Origin of the sequence: Microbacterium sp. (genome assembly GCF_030149085.1) — a bacterium.
GTDB lineage: Bacteria > Actinomycetota > Actinomycetes > Actinomycetales > Microbacteriaceae > Microbacterium.
Map to the genome: position 1 here is coordinate 1 of NZ_JASBSF010000135.1, position 16,294 is coordinate 16,294.

A 16,294-nucleotide genomic window follows, 5' to 3' on the forward strand; every position below is an offset into this window, starting at 1 on the left:
GACCGCGCTCGGCACCCTCGAGGGTCGCCCTGCGGTGCGTCGATCGGGCGCACGGGTCGGAGACATCGTCGCCGCCACGGGAGGTCTCGGAGATGCAGCTCGCGGCTTGCGCCTCCTCTTCGACCGCTTCCGGGATGCCGCCGGCAACCCGATCGCGGTAGACCGGGCGGGTCTCACGGCCGAGGAGGCGCGGGAGCTCGACGCGCAGCTTCGGCCTTCACCGCACATCGCCGACGGGGTGAGGGCCGCGATCGCGGGTGCGTCGGCCATGATGGATCTGTCGGACGGCCTCGTCCTTGACGCCGGGCGCATGGCGGCGGCATCCGGTGTCACCCTTGACCTGCACCGGGATGCGCTCGGCCCGCACCCCGACGACGCCCTCTCCGGCGGTGAGGACCACGGCCTCTTGGCGACCTTCCCGACGACGGATGCCGTGCCCGACGGCTTCCAGGTCATCGGGGTGGTCCGTGAGCGCGGGGAGGCTCCGGTCCTGGTCGACGGTGCCCGCTATGAGAGCAACGGCGGGTGGGATCCCTATCGCGACTGGGATGCGTCGCTCGGCTGATCGTCCGCGTCAGCGACGCTTGCCACGCACCGGAGCCACCAGACTGCCGTGTCACCGTACCGGCGTTGGCGTTCGAGCATGAGTCCGGTAGGAAGCACAGGCTCGGGGGAACGCGCGGCACGCTCGGTCACGACGATGGCGTCCGGAGCGAGCGAAGGGACGAGCAGTCGCAGAACCTGGGCGAGGTCCTCCTCGCCCAGGTCGTACGGCGGATCGATGAAGACCAGCGCATACGGTTCGCGCACGGCCGCGAGGTAGGCATCCGCAGAGGTTCGATGCACGCGGTATGTTCCGCCGGCAGCGCGCCGCACACGCTGCGCGTTGCGTTCGATGACGCTCGCCGCCCGCGGAGATTTCTCGACGAGGTCGACGGATGTCGCGCCCCGACTGAGGGCCTCCAGCCCCAGCGCCCCCGACCCGGCATAGAGGTCGAGCACCCGGGCACCGGCGATGGCGTCAGCGGCATCGAGCGAGCCGAAGATCGATTCGCGGACCCGGTCGCTGGTCGGTCGCGTGCCCCTTCCCGGAACCTCGAGGGTCAGGGAGCCGGCGGCGCCCGCGATGATCCGTGTCACCCGTCCACTGTACAAACCGGCACAGCGCCGCCGCGGGCGCAGCCTCGGCATCCGCGCGTCGGATGCTCTGCCTAAACTCAGGAGCATGGTCGCCCTCACGCTGTCGTCGCGGCTGGATGGCGCGCTTGGCGGCAAGACGGCCAAGGCTCTCGAGCGTGCTTTCGGGATGCGAACGGTGGGTGACCTGCTCGAGCATTACCCTCGTCGTTACGCGCGACGGGGAGAACTCACCCCCATTGCGTCCCTGCCCATCGGTGAACCTGTCACGATCGTCGCTGAGGTTCGCCGGGCCTCCGAGCGGCGGATGCAGAACCGCCGGGGATCTCTGCTCGAGGTCGTGATCAGTGACGGCAACGGGGAACTCACCCTGACCTTTTTCAATCAGTCGTGGCGGATGAAAGAGCTGACACCCGGCAGGCGCGGGGTGTTTGCAGGCAAAGTTGGGGAGTACCGCAGGTCGTTGCAGCTCGCCCACCCCGACTATGAGCTGTTCGACGACGAGGACCGCGCGAGGGCGACGGCCGAAGCCACAGCGAACCTTCCCGTACCGATCTACCCGGCCACGGCGTCACTGGCGAGCTGGCAGATCGCGAAGTTCGTGGGGATGGTTCTCGACGGGCTCGACGATCTGCCTGAGCCTCTTCCCGAAGATCTGCGGCGGGCTCACGGTCTGCTGTCGTATCGCATGGCTTTCGATCGCATTCACCGGCCCGACTTCCCGGATCAGGTTGAGCCCGCTCGGCAGACCCTGCGCTGGCATGAGGCGCTCGTGCTGCAGACCGCGCTCTTGCAGCAACGCCAGTTCGTCCGGGCGATGTCGGCGACGCCGCGAGAGCCAGGCGCGCTGCTCGAACGTTTCGACGCAGCGTTACCGTTCACTCGCACGCCCGATCAGGTATCGGTCGGCGATGAGATCTCCCGCGACCTGGTGGGCGAGTGGCCCATGAACCGCCTCGTCCAGGGCGAGGTCGGGTCGGGCAAGACGCTCGTTGCGTTGCGTGCAATGCTGCAAGTAGCCCAGAGCGGCGGACAGTCCGCTCTCATCGCTCCGACCGAGGTGCTCGCTTCGCAGCATCTGCGCTCGATCGCGCGGATGCTCGGGCCCGACCTGGCGGTCGAGCTCATGCCGACGCTGCTGACTGGTCAGTTGACGGCGGCCGAGCGCCGTCGGGCGGCGCTGCGCGTCGCATCCGGGCAGTCTCGCATTGTCGTTGGCACGCACGCGCTCCTGAGCGACGCGACAACCTTCGCTGACCTCGGACTGGTCGTCGTTGACGAGCAGCACCGGTTCGGTGTCGACCAGCGTGAGGCGCTGCGAGCGAAGGGGACGACGCCGCACGCGCTCGTGCTCACCGCGACGCCGATTCCCCGGACCGTTGCGATGACGGTTTTTGGTGATCTCGACGTCTCCACGATCCGCTCGATGCCCGCGGGTCGCGCTGGTATCGAATCATTCGTTGCGCCGATAGCCGACCGTCCCGCGTGGTTTGCGCGCGTGTGGGAGCGCGTGGCCGAAGAGGTAGCCCAGGGTCGTCAGGCCTTCGTCGTGTGCCCCTCAATCGATGCCTCCGCGGCGGGCAAGCCAGCAGCAGACGAGGTCGCCGATGTTCCCGCGACCGACGCTGCCGAAGCTACGGCAGAGGAATCGTCGCGCAAGACGCGCTGGGGCGTTGTCCAGGTCGCCGAACTGCTGTCGCGGCATCCGGCTTTCGAGAACCTCTCGGTCGAGATCCTCCACGGCAAGATGCCCGCGGAACAGAAGGATGCCGTCATGCAGGCCTTCGCCGCAGGGCGCATCGACGTTCTTGTCGCCACCACCGTCGTCGAGGTGGGTGTGGACGTTCCGAATGCCTCGACGATGGTGATCCTCGAGGCCGACCGCTTCGGCGTGTCTCAGCTGCACCAGCTTCGCGGCCGGGTCGGCCGGGGCTCTGTGCCCGGACTGTGTCTGCTCGTCACCGAGAGCGAGCAGGGAACGTCGGGGCGTGCGCGCGTGGAGGCTGTGGCGGCGACCCTCGATGGGTTCGCCCTCGCCGAAGTCGATCTCGAACTGCGCGGCGAGGGGGACGTGCTGGGCGCAGCGCAGTCCGGCGCGAGGTCGTCGCTGCGCCTCCTGCGCGTCGTGACGGATGCCGACCTCATCGCCCGCGCCCGGGCGGCTGCTGAAGACATCCTCGCGGCCGATCCGGCGTTGCTGTCTCACCGTCCGCTTTCGGACGAGATCGAACGGCGGGTTGGTCAGCAGGAGCGTGCGGCTCTCGCCAAGAACTGATGCTGACCCCCGATAGGGTGGAGGCATGAACAGTCGGATCGCCGTGGTTCCGGGTTCCTTCGATCCGCCGACGCGGGGTCACCTCGACGTCATCCGCCGTGCGGCGCGACTCTACGACCAGTTGCACGTTGTTGTCGTTCACAACCCGGGCAAAGAGGCGATGCTGCCGCTTGCGCAGCGGCTGTCACTGCTGGAGCAATCCATCGCCGAGGCCGACATCGAGGGCAGCGTTGTCGTTGCCTCCTGGAGTGTGGGGCTGCTCGTGGACTACGCGCGCGATGTCAATGCCGGAGTTCTCGTGAAGGGCATTCGCTCGCAGGCTGATGTCGTCTACGAAGTGCCCATGGCCGTCGTGAACCGCGATCTCGCGGACGTGGAGACCGTCTTCTTGCTGCCCGATCCGTCGCACGCGATGGTGTCGAGCTCGCTTGTGCGACAGGTAGCAGCCCTCGGCGGTGACGTCTCGGCGTACGTACCGCCCGCGGTCGCTCGATTCCTGCACACCGGCGGCCACGACCTCTGAGCCGTCATCGAGCCCGTTCCCTCTCACGCGGGTAGCATGGTCCCCCGTGAGTAGGCAGCACTCCGGACCGTTCGTGGTCCCCGTCCGTGACATCACGCACCGTCCCGGCGAGATGCGAGAGTTCTCCCTCGAGATCCCGGCGCCGCAGAAGTGGGGCGAAGGGTTGGTCTCGGTCGCGGAGGGCGAACCGATCGTTCTTGATGTCCGGGTGGAGAGCGTGCACGAGGGGATCCTCGCCACCGGCGAGGTCGACACCGAGTACACCGGCGTGTGCGGACGGTGCCTCAATGAGGTCGCCGAAGGCGTCCGCGTCGCGTTCCAGGAGCTTTTCGCGTATCCTGGGCAGGAAGAAACTGACTTCGAGGTTCAAGACGACCACGTGGATCTTGAAACTCTGGTCAGGGATGCGGTAGTCCTGTCGCTTCCATTTCAGCCGGTGTGTCAGCCGGATTGCCCCGGCCTTGATCCGGTCACGGGTGAGCGACTGACCGAGAGCACCGGTTCGCCCGCGAGCGAACCCATCGATTCCCGGTGGGCGGCGCTCCAGGGCTACACCACCCAGGACGACACCACAGACCACGGCGACCACGACGCACGCGCGTGAGTGGCTGCCGAGAAGAAAGAGAAGAGCTGAACAATGGCTGGTAACCCCCCGAAGCGCAAGGTCTCGCGTTCGAACACCCGCTCGCGCCGTGCGCAGTGGAAGGCCGATGCGCCCACCCTCGTCAAGACCGTCGAGAACGGCAAGACCGTCTACAGCCGTCCGCACCAGGCGAAGGTCGTCACCGACTCGCAGGGCACCGAGCTGTTCCTCGAATACAAGGGCCGCAAGGTCGCCGACGTCTGAGCGTCGCAGCGACGTGACGACTCGCGAGTCCGCTGAACTCGCGCAGAAGCTCGGGGTCGACATCGACCCCGAGCTTCTCGCGCTGGCACTGACCCACCGGTCCTGGGCCTACGAGAACGGCGGAGTGCCCCACAACGAACGGCTCGAGTTCCTCGGCGACTCCGTGCTCGGCCAGGCCGTGACCGTGCGGCTGTTCCGCGCGCATCCCGAACTCGACGAGGGTTCGCTCGCCAAGCGGCGCGCAGCCGTGGTGTCGACCGTCGCGCTGGCAGAGGTTGCCCGCGGCATCGATCTCGGCGCGTACGTCAAGCTCGGGAGAGGCGAGGAGCAGACCGGAGGCCGGGAGAAGGACTCGATCTTGGCCGACACCATGGAAGCCGTCTTCGGGGCCACCTATCTGTCGGCGGGCCCGGATGCGGCATCCGACCTCGTTCTTCGCCTGATCGAGCCGCTGCTGTCCGATCCAGACCGCTACGGAGCCGCCGTCGATCCCAAGACGGCGCTGCAGGAGCTTGCTGCCCGTCGTAGCGTTGCCCCGCCGGCGTATGAGGTCTCATCGGCGGGGCCCGATCATGACCGCCGCTTCACCGCGATCGTGGTCGTCGGTGATCACCGCGCTGAGGGCGTCGGGACCAGCAAGAAGCACGCCGAGATGGCTGCTGCCCTCCGGGCCTGGCGCGACCTCACCGCGCGCACGTGATCTCGCTCCCCGAACGCGATGCCTGAGCACGATGCCCGAGAACGATGCCTGAACTTCCTGAGGTCGAGGTCGTCCGCGCCGGTCTCGCGCCGGCGGTTACGGATGCCGTCATCGAGTCAGCCACCGTCATCGATGGTCGCGCGCTGACGCGGCATCCGCCGGGAGCGTTGGACTTCGAGGCTCGGCTCCTCGGCCGCACCCTGGGGGGCCCGGCAAGACGGGGCAAGTTCCTGTGGATCCCGCTAGCCCCCGGCGCTCCGGGCGCGGTGCCCACCGAAGCTCTGGTCGCGCACCTCGGTATGAGCGGGCAGATGCTGCTGCGGCCTTCCGGGGCGCCTCCAGAGCGGCACGAGCGCGTGCGGCTCGACATCCGGCATCCGGAGCATGGCGATCTCGCGGTGGTGTTCGCTGATCAACGCACGTTCGGTTCGCTCGCGATCGATTCTCTTCAGGACACTGCCGACGCACGTGCGGGCGGATACGGCACTGACGACGCACTCGTCCCGGCTCAGGTCGCGCACATCGCGCGGGATCCTCTGGATCCGGGATTCGACCTTCGGGCCTTTCGCCGCACCCTGGAGCACAAGGCGTCGGCGATCAAGCGCGTGCTGCTTGACCAAACCGTGGTCTCGGGCATCGGAAACATCTACGCCGACGAGTCGCTGTGGGCAGCGCGCATCCATCCCGATACGCAGGCTTCGGACCTGAGCACCCGCGCCGTCTACCGCCTGATCACCGAAGTCCAAGCGGTGCTCGAGAAGGCTCTCGCCGAGGGCGGCACAAGTTTCGACGCACAGTACGTCAACGTCAACGGACAAGCGGGGTACTTCGCCCATTCGCTGAATGCCTATGGCCGGACTGGCCAGCCGTGCGCACGGTGCGGTGCCCCCATCGTGAAGGTGTCGTTCACGAACCGCTCATCCCACTTCTGCCCCCACTGCCAGCGGCCGCCGCGGCTCACTGCGTGAGCATCTTCTTCCACGCGCCGATGTAGGCGACCGGACGGAACCCGATCTCTTCGTTCACGGCCAGCATCGGCCGGTTCTCTTCGGCGTTGTAGGTGAGAATCCGCTGCGTGTGTGGTGCCAGTTCGCGCCACCGAAGGAGCGCGGCGGTCTTGATCAGCATCCCGAGTCGGTGACCGCGGTGTTCCCGCAGCACAAGTGTGTCCTCCTGGTGGGTCACGGGGTGCCCGGGGCTTGACGCCAGCTCGGTGAAGGCAACGAGCCGGCCTGACGCGCGATCGCGTGCCGCGACCACGAGCACGTCGCGCCCGCCATCGATCCAGTGAGTGTCGTGTTCGAGAATCCGTGCCGCGTCCCAGCTTTCCTCGGCGATCTCCATACCGGCGCTCGGTGCGTCCACGCTCATGCGCGACTTCATCCAGGCGTAGTCGGCCACGAACTCCCGAGGAGTTGGCGGATGCCACGAGACGACGTCGTATCCGCCTGCTGCGCCCAGTGCCTGCTGGTGGAGATCCGCCACGAAGGCCATGCTGGTGGCCGAAAAGTTGAGGATGCTCTTGCGTTCGACCTGTTCCAGCGCGTAGCCGTGGCGGAGCGCGAATCGGGCAGCGTGATCGAGGGGGATCTGACCGTACCCGGTCGGCGGTGTCACCTGCTCACCGGCTGCCGTCGGATGCTCGATCCACGACTCGATGACGCGGCGTCCGTGCGCTCGTGCGGCTGCCTCGAGGATGCCGAGCGCCGTGCTTCCGATGCCGCGGCTCCAGGCATGGCGGCGGAGTTCGATCTGCGCGTAGGCGACGGTGGCATCGCCATCGTTCGGAAGATCAAGCCCTGCGCGTCCCACGAGCTCGTCGCCGCTCCAGACGCCCCAGATGAGCCGCTGCTCGAACGGGGACGGCTGGTAGTGGGGAAGGATCACGGCGGGTTCGAGTTCCTCGTCGCGATTGCCGCTGATCTCGTCGTAGACGATGTTGCGGACCCTCACCATCTCGAGAAAGTCCGCGGCCTCGGGTGCGTTGAGACTGCTCGGGATGGTGAGGGGCCGGATGTCGGGTGTTGCGGTTGTCACGGCGGATCCTTCGATCAGCGGGCGTTCAGATGCCAGGCGGCCAGGCGCAGGGCGTGAGCCGCACGCTCTTCGCGCGCCAGCTCCTGTTCGTAGCGGAGGCGTGCGACCTCGCGCCGCTCCCGGGAAGCCGCGCGGCGCAGGTGCTGCGTAAGTACCCAGACGGCGATCCGCAGACTTGCGCGCTCGGCAACCGTCAGATGTCGACGGACCTGGGGGTGGGTGGTGAGAGCCTCGACGGGCTCGAGTGTGGTGTACATGAGAGACCTTTGGTCAGCTGCGGATGCCGGTGTTCTTCCGGCATGCAGCGGGGAGGCATCCGTGCTCTGACGTAACGGTCAGCGCAGATGCGGAGAAGTGAACGGACGGTGGGTCCGTGTGACCGGAACCGATGAGGTCCGGTGGCTCGACCAGCGCGCTTTAGGCGGCGGTGGGAGCGGCGAGCAATCCCGGGGAGGTCAGTCCCATGGGCACGCGCAACGGGGTGTGTCCAAACACTGCAGTGCGAATCATCATGGCTGTCCTCCTCTCGTGACGTGTCGCGATCTGAGACGCTAGCGGGTCGAACCCGCCTTCGTCAAGCAAGCTCCCAGAATTCGTGGTCATCCGGGCGTGTCGCCCGTCCTGGGCCTGGCTCCCTCGGGGAAGCGTCGCAGCAGGGTACCGTAGGTCGACGGTCGGACGTGGGGTCGATACGCCACAGGTCGGGAAGGAACGCGCATGCACCTGAAGAGCGTCACGCTCAAGGGGTTCAAGTCGTTCGCCCAGCCGACCACGTTCGCTTTCGAACCGGGGGTCACCGCAATTGTCGGCCCCAACGGTTCTGGCAAGTCCAACGTCGTCGATGCGCTGGCCTGGGTCATGGGGGAGCAGGGCGCCAAGACCCTGCGCGGCGGAAAGATGGAAGACGTCATCTTCGCCGGTACCTCGACGCGCGGGCCGCTGGGTCGCGCCGAGGTGCAGCTTACGATCGACAACAGCGACGGTGTCTTGCCGATCGAGTACTCCGAGGTCACGATCAGTCGAACGCTGTTCCGCAACGGAGCGAGCGAGTACGCGATCAACGGCGAAGGATGCCGCCTGCTCGACGTGCAAGAGCTCCTGAGTGATTCGGGTCTGGGCCGTGAAATGCACGTCATCGTGGGGCAAGGCCGCCTCGACACGGTCCTGCAGGCTTCACCCGAGGATCGGCGCGGCTTCATCGAAGAAGCCGCCGGCATCCTCAAGCATCGGCGCCGGAAAGAGAAGACGCTTCGCAAGCTCGAGGCGATGGAAGCCAACCTCACACGCCTGAGCGATCTTGCCGGTGAGCTTCGCCGACAGCTCAAGCCTCTGGGGCGTCAGGCCGAGATTGCCCGGGAAGCTGCCACGATCGCCGCCGTTGTGCGTGACGCGAAGGCTCGCCTGATCGCTGACGAACTGGTCGGTCTGCGAGCGGAGCTGGCTGACCACATGCGTGCCGAGCACGAGCGCCACGCCGAGCGGCTTGTTCTGCAGGACCGGTCGGATCAGCTGCGGGTCCGAATCGCTCAGCTCGAGGCGGAGCAGCGCTCCGAGGCTGTCGACGGTGCGCGGCGTGTGCTGTTTTCGCTCGAGCGTGTGCAGGAGCGTCTGCGTGGGCTGTACTCGCTCGCCGGGCAACGGTTGACCCTTCTCGGGGAATCGGCAGACGACGACAGTGCGGCAGTCCGTACCGTCACGAGCGCGATGATCGATGACGCGCGGGCTGAGATCGATGAGGTGTCTGCAGGGCTCCTGGATGCCGAGGACGCGGCATCCGAGGCTGCCCGCGACGTCATGCGGGCTCGCGCCGAACTGGATGCGCTGGACGTAGACATCGCCGAGCAGAGCGCGTTGGTTTCGCAGCATGAGATGAAGCTCACCGCGCTGCGGGGCTCCGCGGACGCGGCGGAGTCTGCACTCGCGGCCATCGATGACGGCCTGGCGCGCCAGCAGCGCGCGCTGGACGCGGCGACGGCCCGCCGTGAGTCCGCAGCAGCCGAACTTGCCGGGGTCGATCCCGAGCTTGTCCCCGAGGGCAGCACGGCGCAGTACGCCGCGGAATACGACGAGGCGGGCCGCCGGGCGACGGATGCCGAGACCCGGGTCTCGGAGTTGCGTGACCGCCTTCACGGCACCGAGCGCGAGATCGAAGCGCTCACCGCCCAGACCACCGCGCTGACGCGTGCGCTGGGCGTCAAGAACGCCTCTGCCGACCTGATCGCTGAGGGAGCCCCCGGAGTTCGGAGCCTCGTCGGCGACGCCATCCAGATCACGCCCGGCTACGAGGCTGCCATTGCCGCGGTGCTCGGTCCCCGCGCCGAGGGTGTGCTGGTGGACAGTCTCGAGGATGGCTTCGCGCTCGCCGAGCGCGTGCGTGATGCCGATCGTGGAGTGGTCGATTTCGTCATCGGTGAGGTCACCGGGACAGGCGACGATCTGTCAGGTTTCGACCCGTTGCGCCCCGCCGCGGATGTCGTCACGGGTCCCGCCGGCGTGCTGGCGCTTCTGACGCGCGTCCTCATCGCGGATGACCTCGACGCGGTTCGCAGGAGCGCGTCGTCGGTCGTTGCCGACCCTCGCACGATCACCGTTGTCACCCGAGCCGGAGAGGTGTTCACCGGCTCCTCGCTGCGCGCGGGTGCTGGAGCATCACGATCGCGCCTCGAGCTTCTGGCCGAACGGGATGCCGCCGCCGAGCGTCGCGATGAACTCGTCGTGGTGGCCGACTCCCTCAGGGAGGCGCTCGCCGATGCGCGGGCCGCATCCGAAGAAGCCAAAAGGCACACCAGTGCTGCGCTGACACGCTTGCGCGAGCACGATGCGGCAGTGGCCGCGCACGCGGAGCACGTCAACCGAGCGACGGTGCAGCTGGAGGCTGCCAGCGCGGAATGCGAGCGACTTGAGGTGGGACTCGCGCAGGCGCAGACCGCACGGGACGATGCAGCGGCTGCCGCCGCATCGGCGCAGACACAATTGCAGCACGCGCTTGAGGCGCCGCGTCCCATCCTGGACGCCTCGGCGCGTGACGGGCTTCTCGAGGCGCTCGAGGGCGCGCGAGAGCACGAGATGCGGGCGCGACTCGATGTCGAAACGCTCCGGGAGCGCGTTCGTGCCGGACAGGCGCGGGTGCAACAGCTCGAGCGCCAGCGTGAACGCGAGGCTGCGGCCGCTGCCGAAGCGGCTCGTCGTGCGGTCATCCGTCGACGCCAACGCCAGGTAGCCGCCGACGTTGCCGCAACCCTGCCCGCCGTGCTCGACTCGGTCGACCGGTCGGTTTCGGCGGCGCGTCTCGAGCTGGCGGAGGCAGAGTCTGCGCGCTCGGCCGTGACGTCGGAGTTGTCGGCAGTCCGTGCCGACGAGGCGGCGGTGAGGGAGCGTCTGGCAGGACTGACCGAGAGCGTTCATGGGCTCGAGCTGCAGATGCACGAGAAGCGCCTTCACGTCACGAGCATTCTCGACAGGGCACGATCGGAACTGAGTCTCGAAGAAGACATTCTGATTTCCGAATATGGTCCCGATCAGCCGATTCCCGCCGACGACGGCGAGGAGCCGGTGGCTTTCGACCGCGCACATCAGCGCAAGCGACTCCAGGATGCGGAGCGCAAACTCGCCCAACTGGGTCGGGTTAATCCGCTCGCGCTCGAGGAGTTCGCCGCGCTTGAGCAGCGGCACACCTTCCTCACCGAGCAGCTCGCCGACCTCACAAGCACGCGCAAAGACCTCGTGACGATCATCGACGACCTCGACGAGCGGATGCAGACGATTTTCCTCGCTGCGTTCGAAGACACCCGCGCCGCCTTCGACGAGGTCTTCCCCGTCCTGTTCCCCGGGGGCTCTGGAAGCCTGAGCTTGACCGATCCCGACAACCCGTTGACCACGGGAATCGAGGTTGCGGTGCGACCTGTCGGGAAGAAGATCGAACGGCTCTCGCTGCTCTCCGGTGGCGAGCGATCGCTGGCTGCGGTGGCGCTGCTGACGGCGATCTTCAAGGCGAGGCCGAGCCCGTTCTACATCCTCGACGAGGTGGAGGCTGCCCTCGATGATGCGAACCTCGGTCGCCTCCTCGGCGTCTTCGAGCAGCTGCGCGGCAGTAGCCAGCTGATCGTCATCACGCACCAGAAGCGAACGATGGAGATCGCTGACGCGCTGTATGGCGTCTCGATGAGGCAGGACGGCGTCTCCGCGGTCGTGGGGCAGCGGATCGCCGACCGCGCAGCCAGCTGACCCTAGGCTGGAGGTATGGCCGAATCACCCTGGTCGCTCGGACGAGCGCTTCGCGGCATGTTCGTTAAACCCACGATCGATGAAACCACGTGGGAGGACCTCGAAACGGCACTTCTGACTGCCGACTTCGGTCCCGACATCACCGAGCGCATCGTGGATGAGCTTCGCGAGAAGGTCGATCACTACCGGACCACCGATCCCCGTGACCTGCAGCGGATGCTCAAAGAGACGCTCGAGGAGCACTTCGCAAAGTTCGACACCACGCTCAAGCTCACCGAGCGCCCAGCCGTCGTCCTCGTGGTCGGGGTAAACGGGGTGGGCAAGACCACGACGATCGGCAAGTTCGCGAACTTCCTGCGCCGTTACCAGCGCAGCGTTGTGGTGGGAGCTGCCGATACCTTCCGCGCGGCAGCGGTCGACCAGCTCGCGACGTGGGCCGAGCGTGGCGGCGCGCACATCGTCCGGCCGCAGCACGAGGGGCAAGACCCGGCATCCGTGGCTTTTCAGACGATCGAGTACGCGAAGAACACCGGCACCGAGATTGTGCTCGTCGACACGGCAGGGCGCCTGCACACCAAGGGCGGCCTGATGGATGAGCTCGGCAAGATCCGCCGTGTGATCGAGAAGCAGGCGCCGATCAGCGAGGTGCTCCTCGTGCTCGATGCGACAACGGGGCAGAACGGCGTGATGCAGGCCGAGGCGTTCCTGGAGCACGCCGGTGTCACCGGGCTCGTGCTCACGAAGCTCGACGGGTCGGCGAAAGGCGGCTTCGTCCTCGCCGTGCAGGAGCGCACGGGCATTCCGGTGAAGCTCCTCGGGCAGGGTGAAGGAATCGGCGATCTCACCGGGTTCACCCCTCACGTTTTCGCTGCTGCGCTCGTCGATTGACGCCGCGCCGAGCATCAGGACTATCGGTCTGACCCCGAGGCTGGTTTCATGGGGTCATGGCGATCGAGCACGACTTCTTCGGCCTGCTGGAATCTGGCCCCGACGGTTCGATCTTCTGGTCTGAGAACGTGGAGTTCGCAGACCAGTCGGTCACCGTCGATCTGACCGCGCCCGACCAAGACGACGTCTCGCCGGCCGCACTCGACGTTGCCGCAAGCCTCATCTCGTCTCTCGAGACGATCGATCGGATCGCGCGCGAGGCGATGGTGTCGCAGTTGAGCGAGCGCACCAGCGAGGTGACCGAGTACATCCTGCAGCAGCAGGAAATGCTGGGCGAGGAGCTGGAGGCCTTTCTTGTCGACGTTTCGGGAGACACCCATATCGACGTCATCCGCGCTCTGCAACTGATGAGCATGACGATTCTTGCCGATGAGCACGGCGGATCCGATCCGTTTGCCGTGCTCGAGTACGCCCTCGACCCGGATGCCACCGATGACGTGCTCCTGGTGAACATGGCCTCCGATGGCACCGTGCTCTCGGTCACCAGCGCGGATTGACCGCGACCACCAGCCTCACACGGCTTGAGCGAAGCTCAGGCCCTCGCGCGCGATGTCATCAGCGAGGTGCGACAGGTTCTCGGGGATCTCCCGCCCCTTCGAGAGCATCGACTGTGCCCACAGGCGCCCCGCGCGGTATGACGAGCGGACCAGGGGCCCCGCAAGGACCCCGAGGAATCCGATCCGCTCGGCTTCCTCCTTGAACGAGACGAACTCGTCAGGCTTGACCCAGCGCGCGACGGGAATATGGCGCGGGGATGGTCGCAGGTACTGCGTGATGGTGATGATGTCGGTTCCAGCCTCGTGGAGGTCGTGAAGCGCCTGCACGACCTCCTCCGGCTCCTCACCCATCCCAAGGATGAGATTGGACTTGGTGATCAGTCCTGCCCGCCGAGCCTGACTCAGCACGTCCAGCGAGCGCTCGTAGCGGAACGCCGGGCGGATGCGCTTGAAGATCCTCGGGACTGTCTCGACGTTGTGTGCGAAGACTTCGGGGCGTGCCGCGAAGACCTCGTCGAGAAGCGTGGGCTCGCCGTTGAAGTCGGTCGCGAGCAGCTCGACGCCGGTACCCGGGTTTACGGCGTGAATCTGCCGCACGGTCTCAGCGTTCAGCCATGCGCCCCCGTCGGGTAGATCGTCGCGGGCGACACACGTGACTGTCGCGTAGCGCAGTTGCATCCGCTTCACGCTCTCGGCAACCCGCCGCGGCTCGTCGATGTCGTAAGCCGCAGGCTTGCCCGTGTCGATCTGGCAGAAGTCGCAGCGACGTGTGCACTGGGATCCGCCGATGAGGAAGGTTGCCTCGCGGTCTTCCCAGCACTCGTAGATGTTCGGGCAGCCGGCCTCTTGGCACACCGTGTGAAGACCCTCGTCTTTCACCAGATGCTGCAGCTGGGTGTACTCAGGCCCCATCTTCGCTTTCGTGCGGATCCACTCGGGCTTGCGCTCGATGGGGGTCTGCGCGTTGCGGATCTCGAGCCGCAGGAGCTTTCTCCCCTCCGGTGCGGCCTGCGCTCCGTTGGGGGCTCCATCGCCCGTCGATCCTGTTCCGCACGCGCTCATGCCGCGACCTCCGCGTACTCTCGTTCGAATTCTCTGATGACGGTGGGAAGGATGTCTGCCGGGGCCACCGATGAACCGGCAACTTCGCTGACGGTCGTGACACCGGCATCCGTGATCCCGCAGGGGATGATCCCGCGGAAACCGGCGAGCGTGTTGTCGCAATTGACCGCGAAGCCGTGCATCGTCACGCCCTTCTCCACGCGTACGCCGATTGCCGCCACCTTGTCTTCCGACAGGGGGCGTCGCACCCAGACGCCGCTGCGGCCCTCGACCTGGTAGCCCTCGACGCCGTGGTGGGAGAGGGCGGAGATCAGGAGCCGCTCCAGACGCCGCACGTGAGCGACGACATCGATCGGATCGGGAAGTCGCAGGATCGGATAGCCCACGAGTTGCCCCGGACCGTGCCAGGTGATCTTGCCACCGCGATCGACGTCGATCACCGGCGTCCCATCGGTGGGCCGCTCGTGCGCCTCGGTGCGCTTACCTGCCGTGTAGACCGGGTCGTGTTCGAGCAGGATGAGCGTGTCGGGGCGTGAACCAGCGACGACCTCGCGATGGATGCGGCGTTGCATCTCCCAGCCGTCCAGATAGGGCACCGTCGCGGGAGACAAACCCGCCACCACGACATCGATCACGAAAGCCTCCGGCGTATTGTTGGACTCCGTCTAACAATACGCCGGATCCCGGCAACACCGAGCGTGTACCCTTCCTCCATGTCCGGAGGACGACCACACGCGGTATCGCGGGAGTTGATTGCTGAAGCGGCGTGCGAACTCTTCCTCGAACAGGGATATGAGCGCACGACTGTCGCACACATCGCTCGCCGGGTCGGAGTGAGCCGTTCGAGCTTCTTCAACTACTTCGAGTCGAAGTCCGAGGTCTTCTGGTCGGGCCTGGACGAGAGGATCGGGTTCCTCGACGCGTTCCTTGCGGCTGCGTGCCCGTCGTCGCAGCCAGCTGCGGTCGTGGCGGATGCCGTGCGTGAGGCCTTCTCGCGGTTCGCCCCCGATGCACTGGCGCTCGCGCTCGTGAACTCGGACGCCATGGGGATCGTTCCCGAGCTCACGCAGGAGATGGCGACGCGCCAGTGGCGCATTGCCGCTGCGATCAGTCCCTACCTGCGCCGCACGGGGGAGGAGGCGCTCGCAGCCGAAGTACATGCAGCTGCCTATGCGGGGGCTGTCATCGCTGCGCTGCGCGCCTGGGCGCTCGCCGGTGCGGGGCGTGAGCGGCTCGACGATCTGCTCGGTCGCGCTCTGGGCGTACTTCGCTGATCCCGCAGGGCACCCTCACGTAGAATCGGACGATCATGGCAACCTTTGGCACGCTCTCGGATCGCCTTACCGAAACCTTCCGCAACCTCCGTACCAAGGGCAAGCTCACGCCCGCGGATGTCGACGGGACCGTCCGTGAGATCCGGCGCGCGCTCCTGGATGCCGACGTCGCACTGCCTGTGGTGAAGGAGTTCACCGCGAAGGTGCGCGAACGCGCGCTCGGTGACGAGGTCAATCGCGCCCTCAACCCTGCCCAGCAGGTTGTGCAGATTGTCAACGAGGAGCTCATCGGCATCCTCGGTGGACAGCAGCGGCGACTGCAGTTCGCCAAGACGGCCCCGACTGTCATCATGCTGGCGGGCCTGCAGGGATCGGGAAAGACGACGTTCGCGGGAAAGCTCGCGAAGATGCTCGAGAAGGATGGGCACACGCCGCTTCTTGTCGCGTGTGACCTCCAGCGCCCGAACGCCGTGAACCAGCTCCAGGTCGTCGCCGAGCGGGCCGGAGCCGCGATCTACGCACCCGAGCCGGGCAACGGCGTCGGAAACCCCGTCAAAGTCGCCAAAGACGGCGTCGAGTACGCGAAGCAGAAGCAGCACGACATCGTCATCATCGACACCGCCGGCCGGCTCGGTGTGGATGCCGAGCTGATGAAGCAGGCGGCGGACATCCGCACGGCGACCGACCCCGACGAGGTGCTCTTCGTCATCGACGCGATGATCGGACAGGATGCCGTCAACACGGCCAAAGCCTTCCAGGACGGCGTCGAC

The 16,294-nt window shown here is 66.8% G+C and carries 16 protein-coding genes and 1 pseudogene; 12 read left to right on the forward strand and 5 right to left on the reverse strand.

Annotated elements, in window-relative coordinates:
- Positions 1-565 (forward strand): annotated as a pseudogene (locus Q1V87_RS05515) (thiamine-phosphate kinase); the annotation flags it as partial.
- Here Q1V87_RS05515 and rsmD read toward each other — a convergent pair.
- Positions 535-1,140, reverse strand: a complete 606-nt coding sequence (gene rsmD / locus Q1V87_RS05520) for a 16S rRNA (guanine(966)-N(2))-methyltransferase RsmD (protein ID WP_300591190.1) — start codon at positions 1,138-1,140, stop codon at positions 535-537. The pseudogene Q1V87_RS05515 and the gene rsmD overlap by 31 nt on opposite strands.
- 85 nt (positions 1,141-1,225) lie before the next feature.
- Here rsmD and Q1V87_RS05525 point away from each other — a divergent pair, with 85 nt between their 5' ends.
- The 6 genes from Q1V87_RS05525 to mutM all read left to right on the forward strand — a co-directional run bounded on the left by Q1V87_RS05525 (position 1,226) and on the right by mutM (position 6,450).
- Positions 1,226-3,412, forward strand: a complete 2,187-nt coding sequence (locus Q1V87_RS05525; protein ID WP_300591191.1) for an ATP-dependent DNA helicase RecG — start codon at positions 1,226-1,228, stop codon at positions 3,410-3,412.
- Positions 3,413-3,437: 25 nt separating this feature from the next.
- Positions 3,438-3,935, forward strand: a complete 498-nt coding sequence (coaD, locus tag Q1V87_RS05530; protein ID WP_292712420.1) for a pantetheine-phosphate adenylyltransferase — start codon at positions 3,438-3,440, stop codon at positions 3,933-3,935.
- Between the two features lie 112 nt (positions 3,936-4,047).
- Positions 4,048-4,539: a DUF177 domain-containing protein gene (locus Q1V87_RS05535; protein WP_300591203.1), complete on the forward strand. Its 492-nt coding sequence runs from the start codon at positions 4,048-4,050 to the stop codon at positions 4,537-4,539.
- Positions 4,540-4,572: 33 nt separating this feature from the next.
- Entirely contained in the window at positions 4,573-4,782 is a 210-nt protein-coding gene (rpmF, locus tag Q1V87_RS05540; RefSeq protein ID WP_195691641.1) for a 50S ribosomal protein L32, read from the forward strand.
- Positions 4,783-4,795: 13 nt separating this feature from the next.
- Entirely contained in the window at positions 4,796-5,482 is a 687-nt protein-coding gene (gene rnc, locus Q1V87_RS05545) for a ribonuclease III (protein ID WP_300591192.1), read from the forward strand.
- A 44-nt stretch (positions 5,483-5,526) separates the two neighbouring features.
- On the forward strand, positions 5,527-6,450 hold the full coding sequence (gene mutM, locus Q1V87_RS05550; RefSeq protein WP_300591193.1) for a bifunctional DNA-formamidopyrimidine glycosylase/DNA-(apurinic or apyrimidinic site) lyase: 924 nt from the start codon (positions 5,527-5,529) through the stop codon (positions 6,448-6,450).
- Here the strand turns inward: mutM and Q1V87_RS05555 are convergent.
- The gene (locus Q1V87_RS05555) at positions 6,440-7,519 is read right to left on the reverse strand and encodes a GNAT family N-acetyltransferase (protein WP_300591194.1); all 1,080 of its coding nucleotides are present in this window, start codon (positions 7,517-7,519) and stop codon (positions 6,440-6,442) included. The genes mutM and Q1V87_RS05555 overlap by 11 nt on opposite strands.
- Positions 7,520-7,533: 14 nt before the next feature.
- Positions 7,534-7,776, reverse strand: a complete 243-nt coding sequence (locus tag Q1V87_RS05560) for a hypothetical protein (RefSeq protein WP_300591195.1) — start codon at positions 7,774-7,776, stop codon at positions 7,534-7,536.
- Positions 7,777-8,236: 460 nt separating this feature from the next.
- Between Q1V87_RS05560 and smc the strand changes: the two genes are divergently transcribed.
- The 3 genes from smc to Q1V87_RS05575 are packed head-to-tail and all read left to right on the forward strand — an operon-like array spanning position 8,237 to position 13,188.
- Positions 8,237-11,743, forward strand: coding sequence for a chromosome segregation protein SMC (gene smc / locus Q1V87_RS05565; RefSeq protein WP_300591196.1), 3,507 nt, complete (start codon positions 8,237-8,239; stop codon positions 11,741-11,743).
- Positions 11,744-11,758: 15 nt separating this feature from the next.
- A complete protein-coding gene (gene ftsY, locus Q1V87_RS05570) occupies positions 11,759-12,631 on the forward strand; it encodes a signal recognition particle-docking protein FtsY (RefSeq protein WP_300591197.1) in 873 nt (290 codons plus the stop codon).
- A gap of 56 nt (positions 12,632-12,687) precedes the next feature.
- On the forward strand, positions 12,688-13,188 hold the full coding sequence (locus tag Q1V87_RS05575; RefSeq protein ID WP_300591198.1) for a DUF2004 domain-containing protein: 501 nt from the start codon (positions 12,688-12,690) through the stop codon (positions 13,186-13,188).
- Between the two features lie 15 nt (positions 13,189-13,203).
- On the opposite strand, the gene lipA is transcribed toward Q1V87_RS05575, so the two are convergent.
- A complete protein-coding gene (gene lipA, locus Q1V87_RS05580) occupies positions 13,204-14,250 on the reverse strand; it encodes a lipoyl synthase (RefSeq protein WP_300591199.1) in 1,047 nt (348 codons plus the stop codon).
- Entirely contained in the window at positions 14,247-14,885 is a 639-nt protein-coding gene (lipB, locus tag Q1V87_RS05585) for a lipoyl(octanoyl) transferase LipB (protein WP_300591200.1), read from the reverse strand. The genes lipA and lipB overlap by 4 nt, the downstream gene beginning before the upstream one ends.
- A 78-nt stretch (positions 14,886-14,963) precedes the next feature.
- On the opposite strand from lipB, the gene Q1V87_RS05590 reads away from it, so the two are divergent.
- Together Q1V87_RS05590 and Q1V87_RS05595 are read left to right on the forward strand one after the other, a co-directional pair.
- Positions 14,964-15,524 carry a TetR/AcrR family transcriptional regulator gene (locus Q1V87_RS05590; protein WP_300591201.1) on the forward strand — a complete coding sequence of 187 codons (561 nt, stop codon included), beginning with the start codon at positions 14,964-14,966 and terminating at the stop codon, positions 15,522-15,524.
- A gap of 35 nt (positions 15,525-15,559) precedes the next feature.
- Positions 15,560-16,294 (forward strand): signal recognition particle receptor subunit alpha (locus tag Q1V87_RS05595; RefSeq protein WP_300591202.1); only part of this gene is annotated, 735 nt, incomplete at its 3' end.

Bases quoted from the DNA above. Each gene is read 5' to 3' on its own strand.
- ftsY (WP_300591197.1), top strand. From the start codon at position 11,759: ATGGCCGAATCACCCTGGTCGCTCGGACGAGCGCTTCGCGGCATGTTC.
- Q1V87_RS05535 (WP_300591203.1), top strand. From the start codon at position 4,048: ATGCGAGAGTTCTCCCTCGAGATCCCGGCGCCGCAGAAGTGGGGCGAA.
- coaD (WP_292712420.1), top strand. From the start codon at position 3,438: ATGAACAGTCGGATCGCCGTGGTTCCGGGTTCCTTCGATCCGCCGACG.
- smc (WP_300591196.1), top strand. From the start codon at position 8,237: ATGCACCTGAAGAGCGTCACGCTCAAGGGGTTCAAGTCGTTCGCCCAG.
- Q1V87_RS05575 (WP_300591198.1), top strand. From the start codon at position 12,688: ATGGCGATCGAGCACGACTTCTTCGGCCTGCTGGAATCTGGCCCCGAC.
- Q1V87_RS05560 (WP_300591195.1), bottom strand. From the start codon at position 7,776: ATGTACACCACACTCGAGCCCGTCGAGGCTCTCACCACCCACCCCCAG.
- Q1V87_RS05590 (WP_300591201.1), top strand. From the start codon at position 14,964: ATGTCCGGAGGACGACCACACGCGGTATCGCGGGAGTTGATTGCTGAA.
- Q1V87_RS05525 (WP_300591191.1), top strand. From the start codon at position 1,226: ATGGTCGCCCTCACGCTGTCGTCGCGGCTGGATGGCGCGCTTGGCGGC.
- mutM (WP_300591193.1), top strand. From the start codon at position 5,527: ATGCCTGAACTTCCTGAGGTCGAGGTCGTCCGCGCCGGTCTCGCGCCG.
- rpmF (WP_195691641.1), top strand. From the start codon at position 4,573: ATGGCTGGTAACCCCCCGAAGCGCAAGGTCTCGCGTTCGAACACCCGC.
- lipA (WP_300591199.1), bottom strand. From the start codon at position 14,250: ATGAGCGCGTGCGGAACAGGATCGACGGGCGATGGAGCCCCCAACGGA.